20 protein-coding genes are annotated in these 23402 nt (G+C 55.8%); 10 read left to right on the forward strand and 10 right to left on the reverse strand.

Annotation, left to right across the window (positions count from 1 at the left end; translation table 11 throughout):
- Positions 1-13: 13 nt before the first annotated feature.
- A complete protein-coding gene (locus tag HNR65_RS00550) occupies positions 14-1195 on the reverse strand; it encodes a TraB/GumN family protein (RefSeq protein WP_181549499.1) in 1182 nt (393 codons plus the stop codon).
- A gap of 121 nt (positions 1196-1316) precedes the next feature.
- Here HNR65_RS00550 and HNR65_RS00555 point away from each other — a divergent pair, with 121 nt between their 5' ends.
- A complete protein-coding gene (locus tag HNR65_RS00555; RefSeq protein ID WP_181549500.1) occupies positions 1317-1763 on the forward strand; it encodes a hypothetical protein in 447 nt (148 codons plus the stop codon).
- 81 nt (positions 1764-1844) lie between these two features.
- Here HNR65_RS00555 and HNR65_RS00560 read toward each other — a convergent pair whose 3' ends face one another.
- Complete coding sequence (locus tag HNR65_RS00560; RefSeq protein WP_181549501.1) at positions 1845-3095, reverse strand: thiolase family protein; 1251 nt, start codon at positions 3093-3095, stop codon at positions 1845-1847.
- A gap of 109 nt (positions 3096-3204) precedes the next feature.
- Here HNR65_RS00560 and HNR65_RS00565 point away from each other — a divergent pair, with 109 nt between their 5' ends.
- The gene (locus HNR65_RS00565) at positions 3205-3762 is read left to right on the forward strand and encodes a manganese efflux pump MntP (RefSeq protein ID WP_181549502.1); all 558 of its coding nucleotides are present in this window, start codon (positions 3205-3207) and stop codon (positions 3760-3762) included.
- Positions 3763-3795: 33 nt separating this feature from the next.
- Here HNR65_RS00565 and HNR65_RS00570 read toward each other — a convergent pair whose 3' ends face one another.
- Both HNR65_RS00570 and rdgC read right to left on the reverse strand, forming a co-directional pair.
- Complete coding sequence (locus HNR65_RS00570; RefSeq protein WP_181549503.1) at positions 3796-4335, reverse strand: hypothetical protein; 540 nt, start codon at positions 4333-4335, stop codon at positions 3796-3798.
- Complete coding sequence (rdgC, locus tag HNR65_RS00575; protein WP_181549504.1) at positions 4328-4954, reverse strand: recombination-associated protein RdgC; 627 nt, start codon at positions 4952-4954, stop codon at positions 4328-4330. The genes HNR65_RS00570 and rdgC overlap by 8 nt, the downstream gene beginning before the upstream one ends.
- Positions 4955-5724: 770 nt before the next feature.
- On the opposite strand from rdgC, the gene HNR65_RS17910 reads away from it, so the two are divergent.
- Both HNR65_RS17910 and HNR65_RS00585 read left to right on the forward strand, forming a co-directional pair.
- Positions 5725-9132, forward strand: a complete 3408-nt coding sequence (locus HNR65_RS17910) for a UvrD-helicase domain-containing protein (protein WP_232364598.1) — start codon at positions 5725-5727, stop codon at positions 9130-9132.
- A gap of 41 nt (positions 9133-9173) precedes the next feature.
- A complete protein-coding gene (locus tag HNR65_RS00585; protein ID WP_181549505.1) occupies positions 9174-9563 on the forward strand; it encodes a hypothetical protein in 390 nt (129 codons plus the stop codon).
- Here the strand turns inward: HNR65_RS00585 and HNR65_RS00590 are convergent.
- On the reverse strand, positions 9557-10072 hold the full coding sequence (locus HNR65_RS00590) for a universal stress protein (RefSeq protein ID WP_181549506.1): 516 nt from the start codon (positions 10070-10072) through the stop codon (positions 9557-9559). The two genes, HNR65_RS00585 and HNR65_RS00590, sit on opposite strands and share 7 nt — an antisense overlap.
- A gap of 260 nt (positions 10073-10332) precedes the next feature.
- Here HNR65_RS00590 and HNR65_RS00595 point away from each other — a divergent pair, with 260 nt between their 5' ends.
- A complete protein-coding gene (locus HNR65_RS00595; protein WP_181549507.1) occupies positions 10333-11715 on the forward strand; it encodes a metallophosphoesterase family protein in 1383 nt (460 codons plus the stop codon).
- A 36-nt stretch (positions 11716-11751) separates the two neighbouring features.
- Here HNR65_RS00595 and HNR65_RS00600 read toward each other — a convergent pair whose 3' ends face one another.
- On the reverse strand, positions 11752-12654 hold the full coding sequence (locus HNR65_RS00600) for an MBL fold metallo-hydrolase (RefSeq protein ID WP_181549508.1): 903 nt from the start codon (positions 12652-12654) through the stop codon (positions 11752-11754).
- A 466-nt stretch (positions 12655-13120) separates the two neighbouring features.
- On the opposite strand from HNR65_RS00600, the gene HNR65_RS00605 reads away from it, so the two are divergent.
- From HNR65_RS00605 to HNR65_RS00625, 5 genes are all read left to right on the forward strand, one after another.
- A complete protein-coding gene (locus HNR65_RS00605) occupies positions 13121-13690 on the forward strand; it encodes a CBS domain-containing protein (RefSeq protein ID WP_181549509.1) in 570 nt (189 codons plus the stop codon).
- 40 nt (positions 13691-13730) lie between these two features.
- Entirely contained in the window at positions 13731-15365 is a 1635-nt protein-coding gene (locus HNR65_RS00610) for an SLC13 family permease (RefSeq protein WP_181549510.1), read from the forward strand.
- 128 nt (positions 15366-15493) lie between these two features.
- Positions 15494-15925: a hypothetical protein gene (locus HNR65_RS00615; protein WP_181549511.1), complete on the forward strand. Its 432-nt coding sequence runs from the start codon at positions 15494-15496 to the stop codon at positions 15923-15925.
- Between the two features lie 116 nt (positions 15926-16041).
- On the forward strand, positions 16042-16794 hold the full coding sequence (locus HNR65_RS00620) for a PP2C family protein-serine/threonine phosphatase (protein WP_181549512.1): 753 nt from the start codon (positions 16042-16044) through the stop codon (positions 16792-16794).
- Between the two features lie 2 nt (positions 16795-16796).
- A complete protein-coding gene (locus tag HNR65_RS00625; protein WP_181549513.1) occupies positions 16797-18611 on the forward strand; it encodes an SUMF1/EgtB/PvdO family nonheme iron enzyme in 1815 nt (604 codons plus the stop codon).
- 337 nt (positions 18612-18948) lie between these two features.
- On the opposite strand, the gene HNR65_RS00630 is transcribed toward HNR65_RS00625, so the two are convergent.
- The 4 genes from HNR65_RS00630 to ispH form a co-directional block, all read right to left on the reverse strand.
- Positions 18949-19605 carry a hypothetical protein gene (locus tag HNR65_RS00630; RefSeq protein WP_181549514.1) on the reverse strand — a complete coding sequence of 219 codons (657 nt, stop codon included), beginning with the start codon at positions 19603-19605 and terminating at the stop codon, positions 18949-18951.
- Between the two features lie 497 nt (positions 19606-20102).
- Positions 20103-21302, reverse strand: a complete 1200-nt coding sequence (locus tag HNR65_RS00635) for an MFS transporter (protein WP_181549515.1) — start codon at positions 21300-21302, stop codon at positions 20103-20105.
- A gap of 9 nt (positions 21303-21311) precedes the next feature.
- A complete protein-coding gene (locus HNR65_RS00640) occupies positions 21312-21599 on the reverse strand; it encodes a Smr/MutS family protein (protein WP_181549516.1) in 288 nt (95 codons plus the stop codon).
- Positions 21600-21643: 44 nt separating this feature from the next.
- A complete protein-coding gene (gene ispH / locus HNR65_RS00645) occupies positions 21644-23377 on the reverse strand; it encodes a 4-hydroxy-3-methylbut-2-enyl diphosphate reductase (protein WP_181549517.1) in 1734 nt (577 codons plus the stop codon).
- Positions 23378-23402: the final 25 nt, after the last annotated feature.

Raw genomic sequence — 23402 nt, forward strand, 5'->3', positions numbered from 1 at the left:
CGGGCCGGACGTGTCAGGCCCCAAGCACCCGGGCCATCAGCGGCAGAGCCACAAAGGTACCCACCATGCTGCCGATATTGGCAAACACCACGACCAAAAGAATCCGGGTGACCTTGTTGCGCCAAAAACCCCGGATGGACAAAATATCCGAGGACAGATCTTCCAGGTCCCCCACCTTGGGCTTGCGCAAGCCCGCCTCCACAAGACCGGCCACCCAGCCTGCGGCAATCATGGGATTCAATGAGGTAAGAGGGGCCGCACCAATGGCAGACAGTATGGTCAGGGGATGTCCGAATGCCGCGGCAGTGCCGATGCCGGCAAAAACCGCATTGGCCGCCACCCACCAGAAAACCATGGATTTGCCCGTCTGGGCGCCGCCAAAAAAAAACCCGGCAATGATGGCCAGTAAAATGGCCAGGGGCAGTATCCATTTGAGGACCCCCAGACTTTTGCCCCGGGGCGGCACCGTTTCCAGGGGGGCAGGATCAATGTCGTCAAAAAGATATTTGCTGATGCCCGGCACATGACCGGCACCCACCACGGCCACGATCTTTTGGCCTTCTGCATGCCGTATCCTGTGGGCCAGGTACCGGTCCCGCTCGTCGATTAAAATCTGCCGGATGGAGGGATGGGATTTTTCCAGTTCCGAGAGCAGGCTCTGGAGGATGTCTTCCTGCTTCATCTCTTCAATGGCCTGCTCGTCAATATCATCAATGCCGCCCATGGACATCAGAAGCTGAAAAAACAGCTTGATCTTGTTCCAGAAGCTCGTGCTCCGCCAGGTGCGGGAAAGGGTTACCGTGATATCCCGGTCTGCCAGGCAGACCCCGGCGCCGGCGGCCTCGGCCGCATCCAGGGCCCGGATCATTTCCTCGCCGGGCCGAACCCCGAGTTTTTTGCCGATGCGGCGCTGAAACGCGGTGAGCATCATGTTGACCAGAAGCACAAATGCCTTTTTTTCCCGGACGACCTTGACGATATCCATCTGCCGCCACTGGGCGCTGTTGCGGATGGACTGGTGCCGGGAGGCGCAAAGTTCCACGCACACTGTATCCGGGCGTTCCTCACCAATGACCGATTCGGCCAGTTCCGCGCTTTCCCGGGAGACATGAGCGGTGCCCACCAGCACGATTTCTTTGCCGTCAATCGTCAGGCGGGTGACACCCCGGGTTTGTTGGTGTGATTCATTTGCCATCCGGCACTTGCATCCTTATTTTCTATAGAAATAAAAAGATTTCCAGAAAAGCATCCTGGATGAAACGTATAGTAAGTGCCTGCATCACCACATTGTTGTCAAGGAGATAATCACCAGCGGTATGCTGATTTACAACGACATTTACGAATGGGAGGGCTGGGGCGGCAAGCTGCGCCTGGCCAGCGGCAAATGCCGGCTTTGGATTTTTGACCGCAGGCAGGCGGGTATGGAAAACCGGGTGACGGTGTTGCGGCCCAAAGTGGTGGTGGTGTCAGATGTGGCCGACAGCAAAATGTCGGTGCGGTCCTGTGCCGGCCATATTGCCACAAGGGTAATCCAGGATTTCTCCATTGATTTTAACCGGATGCTGTATGTGGAATATTACCCGCCGGTGCGCTACGGCATGCGAAACGAATACGAGATCCCGGAGCAATACGTGGCCGTGGATTTTGTCTGGGACCAGGGACGGGCCATACATCCCAAATGGCGGCACCTGCAGCCGCCGCTGCTCAATGTGGTAAAAGACCTGATCGACTCCGCGCAGCAGCAATCGCCCGAATACACGTAAAAATCCGCAAATGGCGGGGCAAAAAAACAACTCCGCCATTTGCGGAAAATGCGTTACATCGCTTTTGTCCGGCCTTTCCTGTTACAGGATCTCTATCGCTGTTGCCATGGAAACCCCGCCGCCGCCGCACAGAGTGGCAAGTCCAAGAGTTTTGCCCTGGTTGCGCAGGGCATGGATCAGGGTAACCATGATCCGGGCGCCGGTGGCGCCCACGGGATGGCCCAGCCCAATGCCCGAGCCGTTGATGTTGGTGATTTCCCGATTCAATCCCAGGTCTTTTTCGCAGCCCAGATACTGGGCGGCAAAGGCTTCATTGACCTCGATCAACTCGAAATCATCTGTCTGAATACCGCTTTTGGCCACCAGGTCCTTGACGGCCGGAACCGGAGACAGCCCCATCACCGAGGGATGACAGGCGCCCCTGCCGGTGGCCCGGATTTTTGCCAGCGGGGTTAAGCCCAGTTCTTTGGCCTTGTCTGCGCTCATGATCACCATGGCCGCAGAGCCGTCATTGATGCCGCTGGAATTGCCGGCCGTGACCGTGCCGGTCTTGGGCACAAACGCCGGGGGCAGTTTCCGGAGATCGTCCATTGTCAGGCCCGGTCGGAAATGCTCGTCATGGGCAAAAATCAGGGGATCTTTTTTACGCCGGGGCACAGACACGGGCACGGTTTCCCCGGTAAAGGAGCCGTCCTGGTTGGCCCGTTCGGCGTTGTTGTGGCTGCGCAGGGCCACCTCGTCCATTTCTTCCCGGGAAATGCCCATGTGCTGGGCAATGAATTCCGCAGTATGGCCCATGATATAGGGCTTGCCCTTGAAATACGACAGGGGCGGCTCATCTGCGTTAACCGGCCCGTCTTCCGGGTGCGGGAGAATATGGGAGCCGCAGTGCAGCCCGTGAATGAGCGCATCCTTAAATGTCTGGTCCTGGAGCCGGCAGCCCCAACGGGCTTCTTCGACCACATAGGGTACGCCGGACATGTGCTCCACGCCGCCGGCCAGGATCACATCCGCCATTTCCGCCTGAATCATGGCCGCACCGGAGAGCACCGCTTCCATGCCGGAAATGCAGACGCGATTAAGGGTTACCGCGGGTACACTATCGGGAAAGCCGGCCAGAAGCCAGGCCACCCGGGTTACGTTTAATGCGTCCACCGGCTCCATACAGCACCCGTAACGCACATCATCAATGATTTCAGGCGAAATTCCCGCCCGCTCAACAGCTTCCTTCATTGTCACCGAGGCCAGATGCGCACCGGTAAGGCTCTTGAGCGTTCCGCCAAAGGTGCCGATCGGGGTTCGGCATGCAGATACAATCACCACATCTTTCATACATCCTGCTCCTTTCCTGGTTGATATTTCCAATTTATATTGATACGTTACGAATCCAGACAATCATCAAAGCCCATGAATCCGAACACTGGTCATCGTCTGCGCGCAAATGAATATTGCTGAAATCATACTCATTGCCCTTTCCCTGGCCATGGACGCCTTTGCCGTGTCCGTGGCCGCCGGCACCGCCGGCCGGCTGCATCCCAGGGCCGTGTTCCGGCTGTCCTTTCATTTCGGCCTGTTCCAGTTCATGATGCCGGTGCTCGGCTGGTATGCCGGATCCCGGGTTGCCCACCTGGTATCGGCGGTGGACCACTGGGTGGCCTTTGGCCTGCTGATGTTTGTGGGCCTGCGCATGATCCGCGGCAGCCTTGAAAACCCATCTGAGCAAATCAAAAAAGATCCCTCCCGCGGGCTGACCCTGGTGGTGCTGTCTGTGGCCACCAGCATTGATGCGCTGGCCGTGGGTTTTTCCCTTGCCATGATGAATGTCGGCATCTGGTATCCAAGCATCATGATCGGGGTGATTACTTCGGCCATGTCCCTTGCCGGCATCCGTCTGGGCCGTGTTTTCGGCCGCAGATTCGGCCCGCGCATGGAAATGACCGGCGGCATCATCCTCGTGGCAATCGGCACGCGGATCTTGATTGCGGATCTGTTTTTCTGAAACCGATTCAACACCCCGGATCAGGGCACTATGCTAATCCGCTGCCGGGCCCTGCCGTATCCAGGCCATGATCCGGTGCACGGTTTTTTTATCCCAGTCCGGATCAAGCCGATGCCTTGCAAACTGTGCATACAACTGCTCCACCAGCTTGACCACACGCTCCACCAGATAGATTTTTTCCAGGACCGCGCCCTCGATATCCTCCGCAGATTCCAGCTTTGCCGTCTGCGGAGTTTTCAGGCTGCTGATGCTCAGGCTTTCGCCCTTGACGGAAAACCGCCACTCCAGTTCCCCGGCCCTGAAAAGCAGGTGCATTTCCGTGACCTTGGCCCCCTTGGTCAGGGCCATGACCCCTTCTTCAAGGCCCGCGCCGTCGCCCCGGATGGTAATGGTCTCATCCCGGTTGTGCCGATGGTTTTCCAGCACGATCCGGTTGCCGATGGCAAGGGCGTCCATTTCCGGATCCGCTTTTTGTAGGGCCTCAAAATCCGTGTCAATCATGTACCACAGCCAGGTCAGAAACTCGTGGCCCAGAAACTTGTACCGGTTGTAGGCAACAGAGACATCAAGCATGGCCACCTCCGGAAAACAGGGCGGGTCCGGACTGCTTTAAGGCATCGCGCTGATCATCTGAAAGCCCGGCGGCCAAATCGGCCTCTGTATAGGGAAACATCCGGATCAGCGAAATCCGGAACGACTTTGAAAACAGGGTTTCCAGCTCTTCGTTGGCCTCTTTCAAATTGGAGAAAAACCACAAAACCCCGGCTTCCATATCCCAGACCAGGTCATAGACATTGGGCGTGGCCGGAACCCGGGTATAGAGCCGGTGCAGGACCTCTTCCTTGATCTGGCGCTTTTCGTTTTTTGACAAATGGCTCTGGCCGTTATCCGCCAGGCGTTTGGCTGTTGCCATGTTCACATGCTTGGCAACGATCTTTGCGGGGACCGATTTTTTGTCCATGCGCAGAGAAAACACCAAATTGTTGCCGAATATGAACTGGGCGGATTCAAAATCCGGGGCAAAGGGCCGGGCCGATTCAGTCCATCCGATGCTTTTCTGGGCCGGATCATTGTCGATCTCCCGAATCATCTGATCTTTGAGCCCGTTTCGGACCGTGTCCATCACCGGCTCGGCGAGTTTTCCCTGAACCCGGTAGCGGGTCACGGAGAGGGTGGAAGCCAAAAGCTGCATAAATTCATCCATTTCATTTGAGTGGGGAATTTGTATCAAAGTTTCCTTCATAACCCGCTGCCGGTTTTCCAGGCAAGTCTTTTTTCCGGCCGCACTCTGCCTTTGATAATCAGCCGCACTGCCTGCTCCCTGCACCGGCCCTGCCGGAAGCTTCGCGGGATTTTCGCATGGGGCGGGGCGGGCGGCGATTTACTCCCTGCTGACCGCTGACGCGCTCAATGCGACTCGTAAACCGCCGCCTGCACCGGCTGTCTGTAAAAATTTCCCGGACCAGACAACAAAGCTTTTCCCGGACCCCGCACTTGACACGGCGGTTGGCCATGAGGAGGACCAGGGGGCAGGTTGCGAGTCGCATTGAGCGCGAAAGCGGTCAGCAGGGAGCAAGCTGCCACCCGGGCCTCCTCATGCGAAAACCGTAAAAAGCTTTTTACCGCGTCCGCTGTTGTTGCAGGAAGGAAGCCCTGCCGCCGGGGTCAGTTTTTTCGCTCCTGACCGTTTACGGATTCAGCCAATGCCTTCGCTTAAAATTTACAAACTCGGCCTGCCGGCCTCAAACAGTTTGAAATTTTTGAGCTTCGGCATTTGCTGAATTTTTCCGTAAACGCTCAATGTCGCTTCAAAAACTGACCCCGCCCTTGGACTTCCTTGGAAGCTGTTTATCCGGCTGCGACGGTATTATGTAGTCGAAGCGAATTGTTTCGGGCCGGCATGGTTGTCTACGGCCAACCCTGCCTTGAAGTCTTTTGGGCAGTGTGATAAAAAATCAAGCCATGAAATATATCGCTGATCTGCACATTCATTCCCGCTTTTCCAGGGCCACGGCCAAAAACCTGGATTTCCCCCATTTGTACATGGCCGCCCGGCAAAAAGGCATCACCGTGGTGGCCACAGGGGACTTCACCCATCCCCAATGGCTTGATGAAATCCGGCAATACCTGGAACCCGCTGAACAGGGACTGTTTAAGCTCAAAGACGAGATTGCACAGGAGTGCGAAAAACAGATTTCCGTGGCCGGCGGTTATCCGGTGCGCTTTGTTTTGAGCACCGAGATCAGCAACATTTACAAAAAGGGCGGGGTTACGCGAAAACTTCACCATGTGGTGTTTTTCCCCGAACTGTCCCACGTGGAAAAATTCAACGCCCGGCTTTCGCAGATCGGCAATCTCAAGGCAGACGGCCGGCCCATCCTTGGCCTGGATTCCAAGCGCCTGCTGGAAATCGTGCTTGAAACCCATGAATCGGGTTTTCTGATCCCGGCTCATATCTGGACCCCCTGGTTTTCCCTGTTCGGGTCCAAATCCGGGTTTGACTCGGTGGCCGAATGTTTCGAAGAGCTTTCTGATCACATATTTGCCGTGGAAACCGGCCTATCCTCTGATCCGCCCATGAACTGGCGGATAAAGGATTTGGACAACCGCACCCTGGTATCCAACTCCGACGCCCACTCACCGGCCAACCTGGGCCGGGAGGCCAATTTGTTTGACACCGAACTTTGCTATGATGCCATGCGCGGTGCCATCGAAACCGGGGACCCGGAAAAATTTCTCGGCACCCTGGAATTTTTCCCGGAGGAAGGCAAATACCACCAGGACGGCCACCGCAAATGCGGGGTCAACCTGCATCCCAAACAAACCATTGAAAACAGCAGCATCTGCCCGGTTTGCGGAAACCCGGTCACCGTGGGGGTGCTCTACCGGGTCGAGCAGCTCGCCGGCCGCAAAGATGGCGAAAAACCTGAAAAAACCCATCCCTTCTACAGCCTCATTCCCCTGGCTGAAATTTTGTCCGAGCTGCTGAGCGTCGGGCCCAAAAGCAAAAAAGTGATTTCCGCCTGGCAGACGGTCATCAGCCGCCTGGGTCCGGAATTAAGGGTGCTGCACGATATGCCCGCAGAAGAAATCCGCGCTTCTGGAAACGGCCTTCTGGCCGAGGCCATCGAACGTATGCAGGCGGGCCGGGTCCACCGCCAGCCCGGATTTGACGGTCAGTACGGCCGGGTCACCATTTTCACCCCGGAGCAGCGCGAGCATTTAACCGGCCAGCAGGTTTTATTTGACCTGCCGGCCGCACCAAAAAAAAAAAAGCCAAAATCCGGAAAGGCCAAAACAGCTCCCGCGGATCCCGAACCCGCAGAAAAAACCCCGGGCCCGCAACCCCCTTTGGCAAACAATCATGAAAACCCGGTTCTTGCCGGCCTTAACCCGGACCAGTACCGGGCCGTGACCCATTCCGGCGGCCCCCTGCTGATATCGGCCGGACCGGGCACAGGCAAAACCCGGACCCTGACCTGCCGGATTGCCTGGCTTCTGCAGAGCGAAGCCGCCGTCCCGGAACAGATCCTGGCGGTCACTTTCACCCACAAGGCCGCAGACCAGATGAAACAGCGCTTAGCGGGCCTGATGGGGCCGGATGCGGTTTTGCCCGAAGCCCGAACCTTTCATTCCTTTTGTTTTTCCCTGCTCCGGGAAATCAAAAACGCGGCGGATCACGGTATAGCTGATGAACAGGACCGGCGGGCACTGCTGGCCGAAGCTGCAGACAGAGTCAGGGCAGGCGGCACCAAGGTCAGCGACCGGATTGAAACCCTTATGGACCGGGTGGCGAATGCAAAACAGCGCATTCTTGGCCCGGATGACGACCTGGAGCCCATTGCCGGGGAGTCGGCCCCGTTGTTTTCCCGGATTTACAGCGCGTACCAGGATCTTCTGGATATCGAACGCCTGTGGGATTACGAGGACCTGATCTGCCAAACCGTCATGCACCTGGAATCGGATTCGGTACTGTGTGAGACCCTATGCAAACGGCTGCCTTTTGTATTTATTGATGAATACCAGGATCTCAATTACGCCCAGTACCGGCTGGTCAGACAGCTTTGCCCAGCAGACGGAAAAATCTGCGTCATCGGGGATCCGGACCAGTCCATTTACGGATTCCGGGGATCGGATCCGGCCTATTTCCAATGTTTTGAAACAGATTTTCCGGGTGCCGAAACCATCTGTCTCCGGCAAAATTACCGGTCCACGCAAACCATTCTTTCAGCCGCCGGCCAGGTACTGGGCCCAAAAAACGGCACCCGGCATTCCGAACCCGTCTTTTCCGGCATTTCCGGCACCCCTTATCTTCATCTGATCCGGGCTGCGGATCAACGGGGCGAAGCCGTGGCCGTGGGCAAGACCATCGAGCAAATGGTGGGCGGCATGGGATTTGATTTCCATGATTTTGACAAGGCGGCCCGATTTTCCGGGGACGGGGCCCATCGCTCCTTTGCCGATTTTGCCGTGCTGTTTCGCACCCGTGCCCAGGCCGAAGTCTTTGCCGGGGTTTTTCAGGACGCCGGCATACCGTGCCGGCTGGTCAGCAAGGCCCATGCCTGGGAGGCCGCAGGGATTGCAGAACCGGTTTCAGCCCTCAAGATCCTGGAGGGATGCGCGGCCAGCCGGGACCTGCTCCGGGTCCTGGGGGTGCTTTTCCCTGATTTTCCCCAAAAAGACATGGCCGATCTCAGGGCATGGGGCCGCAGACGCGGGCTTTCGGTCAACGGCCTGCTGGCAGAAGCCCACCGGACCGGGGTGGAAAGCCTGAGTTCAGGGGCATCTCAAAGCCTGGCCCGATTTGTCCACCAGTTGACAGACCTGGAAACAAGTACCCGAACGGATCCGGCACCCGAAAAACTGGAAAAAATCTTCCAATGGCTCGGGCCTTTTCTGCCCCAAGCCAGTGAACAAACAAAAGAAACCATAGCGGAACTGCGCCGGATGGCCGGGGCCTTTGGCACAGATATCCGGGGATTTACAGAGACGCTGGCCCTTTGCTCGGATGCCGATTTCTGCAAAGATGGCAGCGAAAAGGTCTCGCTTTTAACCCTGCACGCCGCCAAGGGCCTTGAGTTTCCGGTGGTTTTTGTGGCTGGATGCGAAAACGGATTGATTCCCTATCACAGGGCGGAGATCAACCCGGCAGACATTGAAGAGGAGCGCCGGCTTTTTTACGTGGGCATGACCCGGGCCATGTCCGAGCTGTTTTTGTGCTCGGCCCGGACCCGGAAAGTCCACGGTCAAACCCGACAGCAGCAACCTTCGCCGTTTGTGGCCGAAATCGCAGCGGATCTCAAAAAACAGGCTGGGCCAAATTTCGCCCGAAAATCCCGGCAGGTACAGTTGCAGCTGTTTTCAAAATAATTGAGCAAGAAACAATCATTATGATAAGGCAGACAGATCTGATGGAAGAGACACTGATTGAAAAAACGGTTCTGGACAACCAGGGGGTGCTGGAAATTTATGATGCATCTGTCACCCAGATCGGCGACCGGATGCTGGTGACCCTTCGGGCCCGGCTCCTTGTTTCCGTCCACAGCCTTTATGGGAAAAACCAGGACAATGATCTGCCCCCGGCAGCCGAGATCAAAAGCCGCATCAATGATCCGCTTGTCTGGGAGCATACACGTCAGCGCCGGTTTATTGACCAGCAGGAAAAAACCGGGGTGTTTGAAAGCCTGCGGGCGGATTTTGACAAAAACATGCGTCCTTATTTGATGCATCCGGAGTTTCCAGTCAAGCTCGCAAAAAAACGGCTCAAAGAACAGGCAGAGGCCGCAAACCGCCCTTATTGAGCCGGCACCACCAGCACCGGAATTTTGGATTTGCGCAAAACCCCCTTGATGGCTGAACCTACTGAATTGCCGCCCAAAAATCCTTTTCGGCTGCCCATGACAATCATGTCGCAGTGGTTTTCAACGCACCGGGAAACAATGGTGCCGGCAAGGTCGCTGTTTACGGCCACAATCTCGCGCCAGGGAAATTCACAGGTGGCCGGATCCATGCCCGCATCCCGGCAGTAGCGCTCAATCACCCTGCGGCTGAGTTTATCCGTGGACATCTTCCCGATCAGGGCATTGCGGGCATCCTGTTCGTGCTCCAGTTTGATTGCCGCCCATTTTTCCTCTCCCAGAACCCCCTTGAAATGCTCCTCAATCTGGCCGGGCACCTCCCGGTCAATGACATGGAGCAGCACCAGTTCCGCCTGATGGCGGGTGGCCATGGCAATGGCGGCATCCAGTGCCGGCCGGCAGTTTTCCGAAAGATTGGTGGCAAACAATATGGATTCAATTTCTTTAAACATGGACAGGCCTCCCTGGGAAATGGGGTGAATCTTTTCCTTTAATTAACTAAAAATAGCCATGAAAACAGGCCGGCGCCAACCGGGAAAGGCCGAAAAAAAATGGCTCATCCCGTCCTTTTTCATGGCTTTGTTTGTACATGCAGACAATGCCAAATTCAATCCCTGTTCACAATTTTTTTGCCGGCGGGCAGCATTTGACGTGAAACAACCCGGCCGTTATGATATAAAATCACTCAAACCCCGCAGAAAGGAGCCGCCCCATGCGCACCCGGCCAATTGCCTTGATCGCCTCGCTGCTGGCATGCATCTGCTTTGCCGGCTGCGGCAAATCCGGACCGGATCCGGCTTCCTTCCGGTATCAGCAGGACCCGCAGCTTTTCGATACATTGTCACAGCCGGCCGATTATCCTGCTGCCCGCTTTATTGTTCTCACTGATCCGCATTATTACCATCCCGGCCTTGGCACCTCGGGGCCGGATTTTGCCCGCTACATCCGCGAAGACAGGAAAATGCTGGCCCTCAGCGATGAAATCCTGGAGGCCGCCGCTTCTGAGATACAAAAGCAGCCTGCGGATTTCATCCTCATATGCGGGGACATGACCAAGGACGGCGAGCGAATCAACCATCTGCAGGTGGCTGAAAAAATAAGCAATCTGCACCCGACGGCAGACATTTACGTGGTTCCGGGAAACCATGACGTCCGCAACCCCGAAGCGGTGCGCTATACCCATGAAGGCAGCAAGGGCGTGGAAACCGTGGAGCCCGAAGGGTTCAGTGAAATTTACGGCGCATACGGATACGATGATGCCATCGCCCGTGACCCCGCATCTTTGAGCTATGTGGCCGAACCAGTGGACGGGCTCTGGCTTTTTGCCCTGGATTCATGCCTGTGGCGTGAAAATGAACCCGGCGGCCACCCGGTGGTCAACGGCCGTTTTTCTGAGCAGACCCTTGAGTGGCTCGAAGACATGCTGATACAGGCCCGGAAAAACAACAAGTCCGCCATTGCCATGATGCATCACGGACTGGTGGCGCATTACCCCGGAAATGAAAAATACTACGGCGAATATGTGGTGGATCACAGTGAAGCAATTGCCCGGCTGCTGGCGACCTACGGGGTGCGCCTGGTGTTTACCGGCCATTTCCACGCCCAGGACATAACGGTAAAACAGTTTGAAGATTTTCCAAACCCGATATTTGACATTGAAACCGGCTCCCTGGTGACCTGGCCCTGCCCGTGGCGCGAAATCACCATTTCAGCCGGGCAGACCTGCACCATTGAAAGCCGGTTCACAAAGGCCATTGATTCCATTCCCGAAGGCTTTGCAGGTTACGCCCGCAACTTTGCCCTGGAAGGCACTGTGGGTCTGGCCAGGGACGCACTGGAACAATACCATGTTTCAGAAAAGGGCATGGATCTGCTTGCCCCGCAAATCGCAGAGGCCTACCTGGCCCATCTGGCAGGCGACGAGCACAAACCTGATACAGTTATCAGCGCAAAGGGCACCGGGATAATGGGCAGAGTGGTTGTATTTTTTCAAAAAGACCTGGTGGAAGGATGGTGGACCGATCTGCCCCCGGCAGACAACCGCCTGATCATTGAGCTGAAAAGCAACTCCTGGCAGCAGCCGGATGATTCCTGAATTCAGGCATGGACATCGTGGCCGGCATTCCCCGGATCACTGGGTACAAACGCGCATAACCGCGCGGATCTTTGCATCCAGGTTTAACAGATAGGCAAACTCCGGCTGCTTGGGATCGGCAAGCGGGTCATACTCGATTTGCTTGATGTGCTGCTTGGTTTGCTCCACATCCCAGTCGGTTTGCGCAAGGGTGGTTTCAATCAGTTCCCGGAACCTGTGGCCGCTTTCAATGGCCCTGGGCATGTAATCGGCGGCATCTTTTCCGGTGAGTACAAACCCGTGGCCGGGGCACAGAATCTCGACTTCCAGGTCGGCCAGTTTTTCCAGGGAGTTCATATAATCGGTGTAATCCGTGAGCCACTCGGAAAAAATATAGCCATCCGGCGCCATGATGCCGGCAGCTTCTCCGGTAAACAGGATTTTTTGTTCCGGGACGTAAAAACTCATGGAATCCCGGGTATGGCCCGGGGTGGCAAACGCCTGCAAGCTCAGGTCCGGTGCCAGGGCAATGCTCTGGTCGTCTTCTATGACACGGTCTACTTCAAAGACCTCAAATTCCGGGGCCTCCTTGTCCGCCTGGCCCATCTGTTGGAGATAGCCGGCACCGGCATGGTTTAACTCTCCGATGGTGGCAACCGCATTGGGACGCATGAGCAGATCTTTTCCGGCTTCTGAGCAGCAGATGCGCATTTCCGGAAAAGCCTTTTTCAGCAATGCCGCAGCCCCGCAATGGTCATAATGCACATGGGTCAAAAACAAGTCAGCAGGACCCCGGCCGTTTAATAAGGCCTTTGCCTCACGGATATATTGCGGGGCCACGGCGCTCATTCCCGCATCAATGAGAACCGGCGGATCAGATTGAATCAGGAATGCCGGCAGATCAGACGGGCCGAGCACATGCAGCAAAGGCGTCACAGAACCGGTGGTTTGCAGAATCATTGGTTCTCCTGTCAAAAACAAAAAAAGATGATAGACTCCAACGAAGATGGCACCGTAAAAGTCTGATTTCAGATGGCGCCGTAAAAGTTCAACAAAAATTCAGGCCGAGTATACAAAATTTCAGGGTTGCCTGCAACCTGCCAGAAAGATTATAATCCATTTTTTGTTCAAACATTGTGCTCATTGGGGATTTGGCTGTTTTTTTAATTCTTCCCGGCCCCTGGAAAAATCCAACAAACACGCACTTCGAAACATTTTGGAACATAAACAACTTGAAACAAAAAACTGGACACAAAAAAGAAAATTTAGTAAGTCCACAATCTTTAATCCATGGGAGATTGTCCGGAATGAAGAGATAGCGACCCATACCCAAAAAGCTGAACGGAACTTAAGTCAATTTGATAAAAATTCAGGAAGATATGGCCAAAACCCGGTGACAGCACCGGAAAACAAGAGGAGTGCTGCCATGAAAAAAATTACTGTCCAGGACATGATGGTGCCGCTTGAAGAATACGCCACCATCGACCAGAACGCCAGCCTTTTTGATGCGGTCATGGCGCTGGAAAAAGCCCAGGAGCAATACAAGCGCCCTGGCGCCCAATACCCCCATAGGGCCATTCTGGTCTACGACCAACAAAAAAGGGTTGTGGGAAAACTCAGCCAGCTCGACATCCTGCGCAGCCTGGAGCCAAAATACAAACAGGCCGCCGGCGGAAATGCCGGGCGGATGATGGCCAGCGGATTCAGCCAGGAATTTCTGCGCTCCATGGTCAAGCAGTTTTCCCTGTGGGACAAGCCTCTGATGGATATCTGCAAAAAGGCGGCCGGCATGCAGGCAAAAGACTGCATGCACGTTCCTGAAGAAGGTGAATTTGTTAAAAATACAGATTCTCTGGATGTGGCCATCAACCAGCTGGTCATGGGGCAGCACCAATCCCTGCTGGTGACCGACAACCGGGACAGCATTGTTGGCATTTTGCGATTGACCGATGTATTTAAGCAGGTCGTGGACGCAATGAAGGAATGCAGCCTCTAATCTGAGTTCAAACCGTTTACAACCCGAGGAGATTGCACATATGAGCCATGAAATAGACACCGGCGGCCAGGGCGGGATTCTGGCCAACAAGACCCTTTGGCTGATTGTCGGTATTGCATTTTTTGTTGTGGTCGGCTTTATTTTACCCACCCCGGAAAGCCTGGTGGAAACCATTGACAAACACGGCATTGCAAGCAAAATGATTGACTGGGGCATTGCCGAAAACCTGGACCAGGCCGCAGACAAGGCCATGACCGTGCTGGGCATCATTCCCATGGCCATTATCTTTTTTGCCACAGAAGCCATTCCCATCGGCCTGACCGGCATTCTCATGCCGCTTCTGGCTTATTTTCTCGGACTTCTTCCCCGGGGCATGATCGGAAAAACCTTTGCCGGTGATGCCCCGCTTTTTTTGCTTGGCGTTTTGGCCATGGGGGTGGCCGTCGTGGATGTGGGCCTGCACAAGCGTTTGGCCACATGGATTCTGGGATGGACCAAGGGATTTTACACCCCCATTTTTGTTTTGTGCATTAGCATGGCCATTATCGGCTCTTTTATCTCCGCCCATGCCATGTGTGCATTCATGACCCCGGTGATGATGGCGGTTTATTTCGGGGTGGTATCTGAAAAAAGCACCGGCGGCAGAATCGAGCACGACCCCAACCTGGCCAAATTTCTGCTTTTTGCCTTATGTTTTGCCTTAAACGTGGGCGGCGTGGGCTCGCCGGCTGCCGGCGGGCGAAACGTGATCATGATGGGTTTCTGGCAGGGTTATGATGTGCCCATGGACTTTTTTACTTGGATGACCTACGGATTTCCCATGGTGCCGGTTCTCGGCCTGATCGTGGCCGTATACATGATTGTTTTGTTTTCCGGCAAAATCAAGCACAAGGACCTGACCCCAGGCCTTGTGGCCATGAAGGAAGAAACCCGGAAAATGGGCAAAATGAAATACGCGGAATATGTCACCTTTGCCATGCTCATTGTTATCCTGGGGCTCTGGATTTTCGCTGATCTCGGCCTGGGCGGCCCTGCGCTGCTGGCCCTGATCATCCCGGTGATATTCCGTACCACAGCCTGGAACAAAATTCTGGGCGGCATTTCCTGGGATGCCTGGTTTATGTACTGCGGCGCCCTGACCCTGGGCGCCCTGCTCAAGGAAACCGGTGCCGCCCTTTGGCTGGCCCAAAGCGTTATGGGCATTTTGAGCTATGCGGGCATGAGCCAGGGATTCGGCCTGTGGGTGGGATTGTCCGCATTTTCCGGCCTTATGACCAACTTCATGTCCGATGCCGGGACCACAGCCCTTCTCGGCCCCATTGTTATCCCCATGGGCATTATGTCCGAAGTTGCCGGCGAACCCTGGGCATCCGGCATGGCCGTGGCGTTTGCCACCTCGTTTGCCCATTTTCTCATTGTGGGCACGCCCAACAACGCCATTGTCTACGGGCTTGGCACTTATCCGGACACCGGCGAGCGCGCCATTGCTCCCATCGATTTTGTGAAATACGGCTTTGCCCTCTGGGTCATCTGTCTGGTGGTGGTCTGGGTGCTGGCCTTTGGGGTAATGTTCAAGGTCGTTGGCTTTCCCCCCGATGTCCTGGAGACGGCCACGCAAGTATTTGAAAGCGGCGCCGCGGACCTATCCAAGGCTGCCGAGGGCGCGGCCCATTAATCACAATTTGTCCGATAACCGGCATTTATCAGCAGGGTGCCCAAAAGATCAAGGCGTAAAGAGTTTTTTGGGTGCCCTGCCATTGTGGCGCCCATGTTCCTGACACCCTCTGTTTTGAAGGCCTTGAAATGAGCCCGGCACAACCCAAAACCCGCCGTTCCATCTGGGTATGGCTGATCTCGATTTTTTATCTGGGATTCGGCGTATCCGGGATGATGACCGTGGCCATGGTCCTGATTCTTCTTTACCGGGGCGGGGCCGGCCCGGAAGAAGCCAACAGCATGAAGACGCTTCTGCAGGCTTCCTTGTGGGGGATTTTGCCCGCGGCCAACATCGCAGGCGCTGTCAGTCTTTTCCTGATGCGGCGCATCGCTTTTCCGATTTTCACGGGCCTGCTCATTGCCCGTCTGGCATTGCCCTTATTTCCGGGCCCGTCTTCTCCGCCCGGGTTTAGCGGCACCACAGCGGATATGATCGGCGGATATGTCCTGGGCTACGGCATCCTGATCGCTGTATGCATTTATATTTACCGGCTCCGGCAAACAGGCATGCTTAGGTAGCCAACCTGTGCAAAACACCTTGCCTGCTGCAACCCCGAAGAAAAACAGTCTTGCAAATTCCAAACGGTTTTGCCATGATGTTCATGATCTGAAACCATACTTTTGCGGCCATTTTTATGCAATGCCAGATATTTTCAGCCATGATGATCGGACCCCGCCACCGGCAGGAAGACTGCATAGTCGACGGACAGTGTTTGTTTCAGGCCGATCTTTTGAGCCGCAGACACAGCTTCTCCACAGACACATTGCTCCTCGCCGTCTGCGACGGCATGGGGGGGCACCAGGGCGGGGCGGAAGCCAGCCAGTTTACCTGCAGACAGATTGAAAGCCACAACTGGACCAACGACATCTCCCGGCAGGCAGTACACGATGCCTTAAACACCATTCAGGCCCGGGCTGAAAAAGATCTGCCGCTGCACTGCGGCACCACTATTGCCGGGCTGCTTTGCGACGGAATGACGGCCATTGTCTTTAATGCCGGAGACAGCCGGGTTTACCGCTTCCATTCGGATTTTATCGAATACGTCTCTCATGACCATTCCCTGGTCCAGGACCTGGTGGACCAGAAAATGGTCAATGCGGAAAAAGCCGCCACCCATCCTTACAAACATTTAATCGAATTCGGGATCGGACCGGTATTTGCCCAGGTGTGGCCCCAGCGCAACATTTATACCGACGTGCATCCCGTCAACGGTTCAGCCACCTACCTGATCTGCTCTGACGGACTCACGGATATTTTTCCGGATTCGCAAATCCATGAGATACTTGGCCCGGAACCGGTAAAAAACGGGGCCAGGCTTGCAAACGCTGCCAGAAGGAAAGGACTGACCGACAATACCAGTTTCATTATTGCCCGGCTCGAGGAATAAAATTGAAGGACATCATTAAAAAATGCCTTCCCACCTACGAGGTTGTCCGGAAAATCGGATCCGGTGTTTACGGGGTGGTTTACCATGTAAAGGACAATCTCAAGGAACGGGCGGTCAAGGTGGTGCCCATCATGGTGGAGCGCTCCCTGTCCCACCTCACCCCGGGGGACCTGGACTCCAAGATTTCCCATGATTTTTATGCCATCCAGGAATATTACGACAAGATCAAGGGCGAGGGTGTCATTGAGATCTATGATTTTCACCTGGTGGACAAACAGGTGTCCAAACAGGAGGCCAGGGCTCACCTGGTAATCTTGATGGAATTCTGCCCATATAACCTGCTTGACCGTGTGCTGGACCATTTTCCCCTGCCCCCGGAAGAAGCGGAAAACCTCATGCTGGAGCTGGCTGAAATCTTAAACCGGCTTTCCGACAGGACCAGTGAATCATTTATCGTCAAGGATCTCAAGCCCTCAAACCTGCTGATCAACCAGCACAACCGGTTAATTATCGGAGATCTCGGAGGGCTGGAACGCATCAGCAGCACCTCGGTTTCCTCCAGCGCCCAGTTCACCCCCAACTGGTCCGCCCCGGAGCTACTGGCCCACAGCAGCCAGGCGGGCATCTCCAGCCTGGTATTTTCCTACGGGTTTGTCAGCTACTTCATCTGGGCCGGTGCGCTTCCGTATGAACAGGAAACCTTCAGTGAAAGACTGCGGCGGATCAAGGAACATGACCTGGAATTTACCCGCTCGGATCTGCCGTTTGGTATCCAGATTTTAATCAGCCAGTGTCTGAATTTTCGTCCCCAGGACCGTCCCCGGGATTTTGAAGCCATCCTCGCTCACCTGCGGGGCAGTGCTTCTTTTGTGGAAACCGGCACAGGCGGCGCCAGCAGAATTGCAGAGCCTCAACTCCCCGGGCCCGCCATGACAGATATTGCAGAGCAACTTTCTTCTATCGCCCCGGCGCCCGGGCCTCGATACCGGAAAAAAACCGGGTCAGAGCAACAGGCGGCCAAAGACAAGCCCCAGGTCCTGCCGGCTGCGTCCGGCCCGCACCAGCCAGGGGACAACTGGGTGGAGCCCACCATCGGCATGGTTTTTACCTGGGTTCCCACAGGAGTCTTTCAAATGGGCTGCGGAACCTGGGACGGCAAGGGCAACCGTGATGAAATGCCTGTGCACGAGGTTTTTATCGACGGATTCTGGCTGGCGAAATACACCGTAACCCAGGAACAATGGAAAAAAGTCGCATCCAGCACCCTCTGGCAAAAGATGCGGGGCAAAAATCCGGCATGGTTTAAACGCAGCGGCCTTTACCCCGTGGAACAGGTTTCCTGGCATGATGCCCGGGATTTTATCCAAAAATTAACCGCCATGAACAAGGGACGGTATCATTTCCGTCTACCCACGGAGGCGGAATGGGAATACGCCTGCAGAAGCGGCGGCGGCCAGGAAAAATACCCGGGAAACAAACCCCTGGACAAGATCGCCTGGTATTCGGCCAACAGCGGCATGAGCACGCATCCGGTTGGCGGGCTGGAGCCCAATGGCCTGGACTTGCATGACATGGCCGGAAACGTCTATGAGTGGTGTGAGGATACCTACCATGAAGAGGCCTACGGGCGTCACGGCTACAAAAACCCCATTTATTCCGGGGAAGGTTCCCGAAGAGTGATCCGGGGCGGCAGTTGGTGCAATTTCCCGACCGAACTTCGCTGTACCTACAGGGCCAGCGTGAATGCGGATTTCAAGGGCAACTACCTGGGATTCCGCGTTGTCATGACCCCTGTGAGCCAAAAAAGAAAATCCTGAGCCAGCCCGATCTTGTTCGTATTTCTTCGCGTGGCCCAGGCTCACGGAGATACCGCACAAACATGCATCACCTGTTTTTACCCCTCCCATCAAAAAATAGCCAGTGGCCTCGCGGGGCGGGCGGGGGACGGGTTGCGAGTCGCTTTTGAGCGCGCAAGCGGTCAGCAGGGAGCAAACCGTCACCCGCCCGCCCCGCGTGCGAAAACCCGTGAAGATCGTTTTTTTGCAGAGAGTTTGGTTCGGATCAGTCCTGGCAATTGATACGCACCCGGCCATTAAATCCAAAAAATAAAATAAACCTTATAAACTTTCAAATAAACTTTAAACCCATTATGATTTATTTATGGGTTTGCTCAAACACGACAATGGCGTGGCTGATTGCATTCCAGCGGGCTTTTTTCAAGTGTCGGGACACGGCCTGGGGCGAAACCGGACCGGGCCATCGGGCGGCAATTTCGGCAACCTTTAACCCCTCCAGGCGTCCGATCACCGCCCTGGCCTGAAGCGGCCGCCAGGTTGCCATCAGGGCCCCGGTGGCGCGCACCAGGGCATCGATTACCGCTTCAAACGGTGCATTGTCAAAGGCATAGCGCAGATCCCCGGCCTTGGGCGCGCCCATTTTTTCCAGCATCTTTCCGGAGCGCCGGAAGGCCGTGCCGTCTCCGGCTGTCACCTGTTTTTCCGGCACATAATCCACCTCCCCGATGCCGATGGCCATGCGGGTGTCAAAGTCCGGATGGTCCCCAAAGGCCCGGATGTAAGCCCGGATAAACACGGCCGCCCGCAGTGCGCAGCACGGATCGGAAAACAGGGCCTGCCAGCTGTCGCCCCGGTACACTGAGATGGGATAGGGCATGACCCCGGGCATCATCCGGCAAAACGCCCGGCCGGCTTTGTCCATGAGCCCGGGCATGGACTGGCGCACCCGGGCAGCCATTGCCGAAAATCCCGTAAAATCACCTGTTATCACGGCATATTGACCTGCAGTCCGCATAGATTTCCTCTTCGGGGCTATTTTTCAGCCCCGGTTATCTGAAAAGGCCTTCTAAGATAACTTCAAAAAAGCTGCTGTTCGTGCTTGGTTCTATAATTTTCGCATGATGCCGGCCCGGTGGCGGTCTGCTCCCTGCTGACCGCTTGCGCGCTCAATGCGGCTCGCAAACCACCCCCGGGCCGGCATCATGGCCGACTGTGTGCAAACTTTCACACCAAGGGAGTCGGAAACAACACATTCAAGTAAAAAAGGGTTGTTTTCATGCCCGGTCCCGTGGGCTGGCCCGGCAAGAACCCTTCCAAGGAAGCCCGGGGGCGGGGTCGGTTTGTAAGCGACATTGAGCGTTTCCGGGATAAATTCAGCCAATGCCGGGGCGAGTAAAATTTCAAATTGCCCGGGGCTGGACGGAAAAAACCCGGAAACGGTCAGGAGCGAAAAAACCGGCGCCGACCCCGGGCTTCCTTCCTGACAAGCAGCGGACTCGGTAAAAAAGCTTTTTATAATGTTTTTTCCCGCCCGGGCATGGTGGCCGCCCCTGAATGCCGGGTGCCGGCAAAAAACTGGGCCATGCCCGCGGCCATAATCAGAACGCCCAGAAAAAATGCAAACCTGAGTTCAAACCAGTCCATGATCAGCCCGGCAAAAATCGATCCCATGAGCATACCCAAACTATGGGCGACGGTAATCATCGACATCACCGACCCCATGGCCTCGATCTTCTGGCCCCGAATCACGGCCAGAGCCATGACTGCAGGCATGGACAAGCCGCCGCCGATTCCAAAAACCACGTTTGCCGCAAACAACCCGACAAACCCCCCGGCCGTGCCCATCAACAGCATTGCCACAATCACGGCAGTTCCGCCGGCCAACACCATAAAGCGCTTGTCGCATCGATCTGCCAGCATCCCCATGGGAATGTGGATCAATCCGCTCACTGAAACCCCCAGCATCACCAAAACCCCCACCGCCGAACTTGATAGTGCAAAGGCATCATTTGCATACACGGGCAAAAACCCCCAGATAATGCCGATGCAGGTGGTATACACCATGCGGAAGGAAAACAGGGCAACCAGCATGGGATCGCGCACAAGCAGGCCCCACTTTACCGGTGCCCGGCCCACGGAATAAATCCGCTCTGCAGCCGCCGGGGGAAGAAGAACCGCGGCCAGGAAAAAGCCAAAAAACGCCAGCCCTCCCATGCAGGCAAAGGCCATGTTCAAACCAAAAACATCCTGGATCACACCGCCCATGAGGGGGCCAATGCTTAAGCCCGCAAAAATGGACATGTTAAATCCGCCCATGGTGATGCCCTCTTTTCCCTCCGGGGTGATATCCCCTACATACGCCTGGGCCACGGGCATGATCATGGCCGAGGCCACCCCCTGGATGAGCCGGATGGCAATCAGGCTGTGGATTTGATGGGCCAGGACAAATGCAACGGAAATAACAAAATAGGAAAACAGCCCCATTACCAGGAAGGGCTTTCTGCCGTGCGCATCAGAGAGCCGGCCGAACCAGGGAAGAAAAAACGTGCGCGAAAGGGAAAAACCGCCGAAAATCAGGGCGATGGAAAAACCGCTGGCACCAAGCTCATGAGCATATACCGGCAGAAGGGGCACCACGATGCCCACCCCGGTAACCGAGACAAAAATGGCAAAAAAAAGGGTGGCAAAAACTTTTCTGGGAAATTTTTCCATCAATGCCTGTCAGGGTTCACGGGCGTCCGGGGATTTGAGCCACACCCGGGTGGCCCCCCAGCCGCCGGCGTCCGGGGAGGCCAGTTCAAAACGGGCCACCAGGCGGTGACGCTCAAGGGCCGCATGCACGCGCTGCCGGAGTTTGCCCGTGCCTTTTCCGTGAATGATGCGCACCACGGTAATGTCTTTTTCCAGGCACGCCTCCAGATAATCATCGATTAAGTCGCCGGCTTCCGAAGGCCTGAAGGTGTGCAGGTCCAGTTCCCCGGTGATGGGAATTTCAACAAATTCATCCATGTCTTTTGTCCAAATTTTTCCTGGCCGGGTTGGTTTGCGAATTTTTATCCGGCCAGGGCTGTGCAGATAAAGGCCAGGAGGCCTGCAAACACAAAATGGCTTTCCATTATAAACCCCTGGAAAACGCCCGGGAAATGCCCGGTGCGTTCATGGTTCACCAAAAATGCGAGCATGGCTGCCGGGCAAAGACTGAACACGGACGATAAGAAGGACAGAACCCCTGCGGCTGCAGCCAGGGGCGGCAACACAATCAGCCCCGCCAGAACACCTTTGAGCAGCAACAGGGTCCGGCGCTCGCCCAAAAGGATGGGAATGGTTTCCCGGCCCACAATCCGGCTTCCCTGCATGTCACTGATGTCAAAAAACGCTGTTCGTACAAACACCAGGGCGGAAATCCAGACAAAGGCCGCAATACTGGCCGGGGTAAAGTAGCCGTGGGCATCCAGGGCCGGAAACAGGGCGGCGGCCATCCCCCAGGCCAGGGTCACCAGCAGGGTCTTGGAGCCGGGAATACGCTTGAACATGGAAATTTTCTCCACACCCGATCCTTTTCCCTCGATTTCCAGGTTATAGACCACCCCGAGCAGGCTCATGCACAGCAGCAGCCAGAAAAACAACGGCCCCATTGCCCAGGCCACCCCCAGGCCCCCGAGACCGGCGGCACCGGCCAGGATTGTGAGGGCATACCGATTTTCCTGATAAAACCGTGCCCGGTCCGGGTCATTGTACCGGTCTGCCATCCGGTCGAGCATATGGTGCAAGGTATGCATGGAAAGGGTGTATAATGCCGCAATAGCCAAATAATGGGGTCTTAAAGGCACACCCTGCAGCCAGGCGCCTGCTGCGGCCAGACCCGCGGCCCCCGCGGCCAAATACAGGTTGGAAAGCATCAGACACCGCATCAGCATATGCACAAATCGCCTGCATCGGCCGCCTTTTCCGGTCAGCCGCCGATCCAAGTGCTGCACGACCTGGCGCATGGTCCAGTTGGGCGTTGACGCCCCGGCGGTAATGCCAATGTTCCGGCATTCCGCGAGCTCTTCAACCGGAAGCTCCTCTGCGGTTTCCACATGAAAGGCCTTTTTCCCGGACCGGCCCGCGATATCAGCCAACCGCCGGGTATTGCCGGAGTTGTAACCGCCCACCACCACCACGGCATCCACCTGCCGGGCCAGGGCCTGAACTTCTGCCTGACGTTTTTCCGTGGAGTCGCAAATGGTTTCAAAGACCCGGTAATGGGGCCGGTTGTCTCCGGCCCATTGCTTAACCTTTTCGAAAAATGCTGTGTTCTGGGTTGTCTGGGCAACGATGATGGCATTTTCAAAGGCCGGCAGGGCCTCTATTTCTTCAAAGGAATTGACCACATGGCCCCGGCTGCCGGCATATCCAAGCAATCCCCGCACCTCGGGATGCTCCCGGTCTCCGGCGATAATCACGGCAAAACCCTGCTTTGCGTGCCGGGCAATAATGGATTGAACCCGGATAACCCGGGGGCAGGTGGCATCTATGACCTTGAAACCGGCATTTTTTAAAGCGTGCTTATCTTCCGGCGGCACCCCGTGGGCCCGGATAATCACCGTGCCCCGTCCGGTTTCCGGGATCTTTTCCAGCACGGAGATCTGCTTTTGCCCGAGAATGGCCAAAACCTGGGGATTGTGAATCAGGGGACCATAGGTGTAAATGGGCCCGCCATCCTGGTTGGCGGCATCCAGAGCCAGTTCCACTGCCCGGCGCACGCCCATGCAGAACCCGGCCGTTGTTGCGATTGTAATCTTCATGCATCTCCCGGGGACTGTTGGCCAG

The sequence above is a fragment of the Desulfosalsimonas propionicica genome, assembly GCF_013761005.1.
GTDB lineage: Bacteria > Desulfobacterota > Desulfobacteria > Desulfobacterales > Desulfosalsimonadaceae > Desulfosalsimonas > Desulfosalsimonas propionicica.

Coding starts and splice junctions, on each gene's coding strand:
- HNR65_RS00595 (WP_181549507.1), top strand. CDS start 10,333: ATGCGCACCCGGCCAATTGCCTTGATCGCCTCGCTGCTGGCATGCATC.
- HNR65_RS00615 (WP_181549511.1), top strand. CDS start 15,494: ATGAGCCCGGCACAACCCAAAACCCGCCGTTCCATCTGGGTATGGCTG.
- HNR65_RS00555 (WP_181549500.1), top strand. CDS start 1,317: ATGCTGATTTACAACGACATTTACGAATGGGAGGGCTGGGGCGGCAAG.
- HNR65_RS00565 (WP_181549502.1), top strand. CDS start 3,205: ATGAATATTGCTGAAATCATACTCATTGCCCTTTCCCTGGCCATGGAC.
- HNR65_RS00610 (WP_181549510.1), top strand. CDS start 13,731: ATGAGCCATGAAATAGACACCGGCGGCCAGGGCGGGATTCTGGCCAAC.
- HNR65_RS00640 (WP_181549516.1), bottom strand. CDS start 21,599: ATGGATGAATTTGTTGAAATTCCCATCACCGGGGAACTGGACCTGCAC.
- HNR65_RS00635 (WP_181549515.1), bottom strand. CDS start 21,302: ATGGAAAAATTTCCCAGAAAAGTTTTTGCCACCCTTTTTTTTGCCATT.
- rdgC (WP_181549504.1), bottom strand. CDS start 4,954: ATGCAGCTTTTGGCTTCCACCCTCTCCGTGACCCGCTACCGGGTTCAG.
- HNR65_RS17910 (WP_232364598.1), top strand. CDS start 5,725: ATGAAATATATCGCTGATCTGCACATTCATTCCCGCTTTTCCAGGGCC.
- HNR65_RS00600 (WP_181549508.1), bottom strand. CDS start 12,654: ATGATTCTGCAAACCACCGGTTCTGTGACGCCTTTGCTGCATGTGCTC.
- HNR65_RS00620 (WP_181549512.1), top strand. CDS start 16,042: ATGCAATGCCAGATATTTTCAGCCATGATGATCGGACCCCGCCACCGG.
- HNR65_RS00560 (WP_181549501.1), bottom strand. CDS start 3,095: ATGAAAGATGTGGTGATTGTATCTGCATGCCGAACCCCGATCGGCACC.
- ispH (WP_181549517.1), bottom strand. CDS start 23,377: ATGAAGATTACAATCGCAACAACGGCCGGGTTCTGCATGGGCGTGCGC.
- HNR65_RS00630 (WP_181549514.1), bottom strand. CDS start 19,605: ATGCGGACTGCAGGTCAATATGCCGTGATAACAGGTGATTTTACGGGA.
- HNR65_RS00570 (WP_181549503.1), bottom strand. CDS start 4,335: ATGCTTGATGTCTCTGTTGCCTACAACCGGTACAAGTTTCTGGGCCAC.
- HNR65_RS00550 (WP_181549499.1), bottom strand. CDS start 1,195: ATGGCAAATGAATCACACCAACAAACCCGGGGTGTCACCCGCCTGACG.
- HNR65_RS00605 (WP_181549509.1), top strand. CDS start 13,121: ATGAAAAAAATTACTGTCCAGGACATGATGGTGCCGCTTGAAGAATAC.
- HNR65_RS00590 (WP_181549506.1), bottom strand. CDS start 10,072: ATGTTTAAAGAAATTGAATCCATATTGTTTGCCACCAATCTTTCGGAA.
- HNR65_RS00585 (WP_181549505.1), top strand. CDS start 9,174: ATGGAAGAGACACTGATTGAAAAAACGGTTCTGGACAACCAGGGGGTG.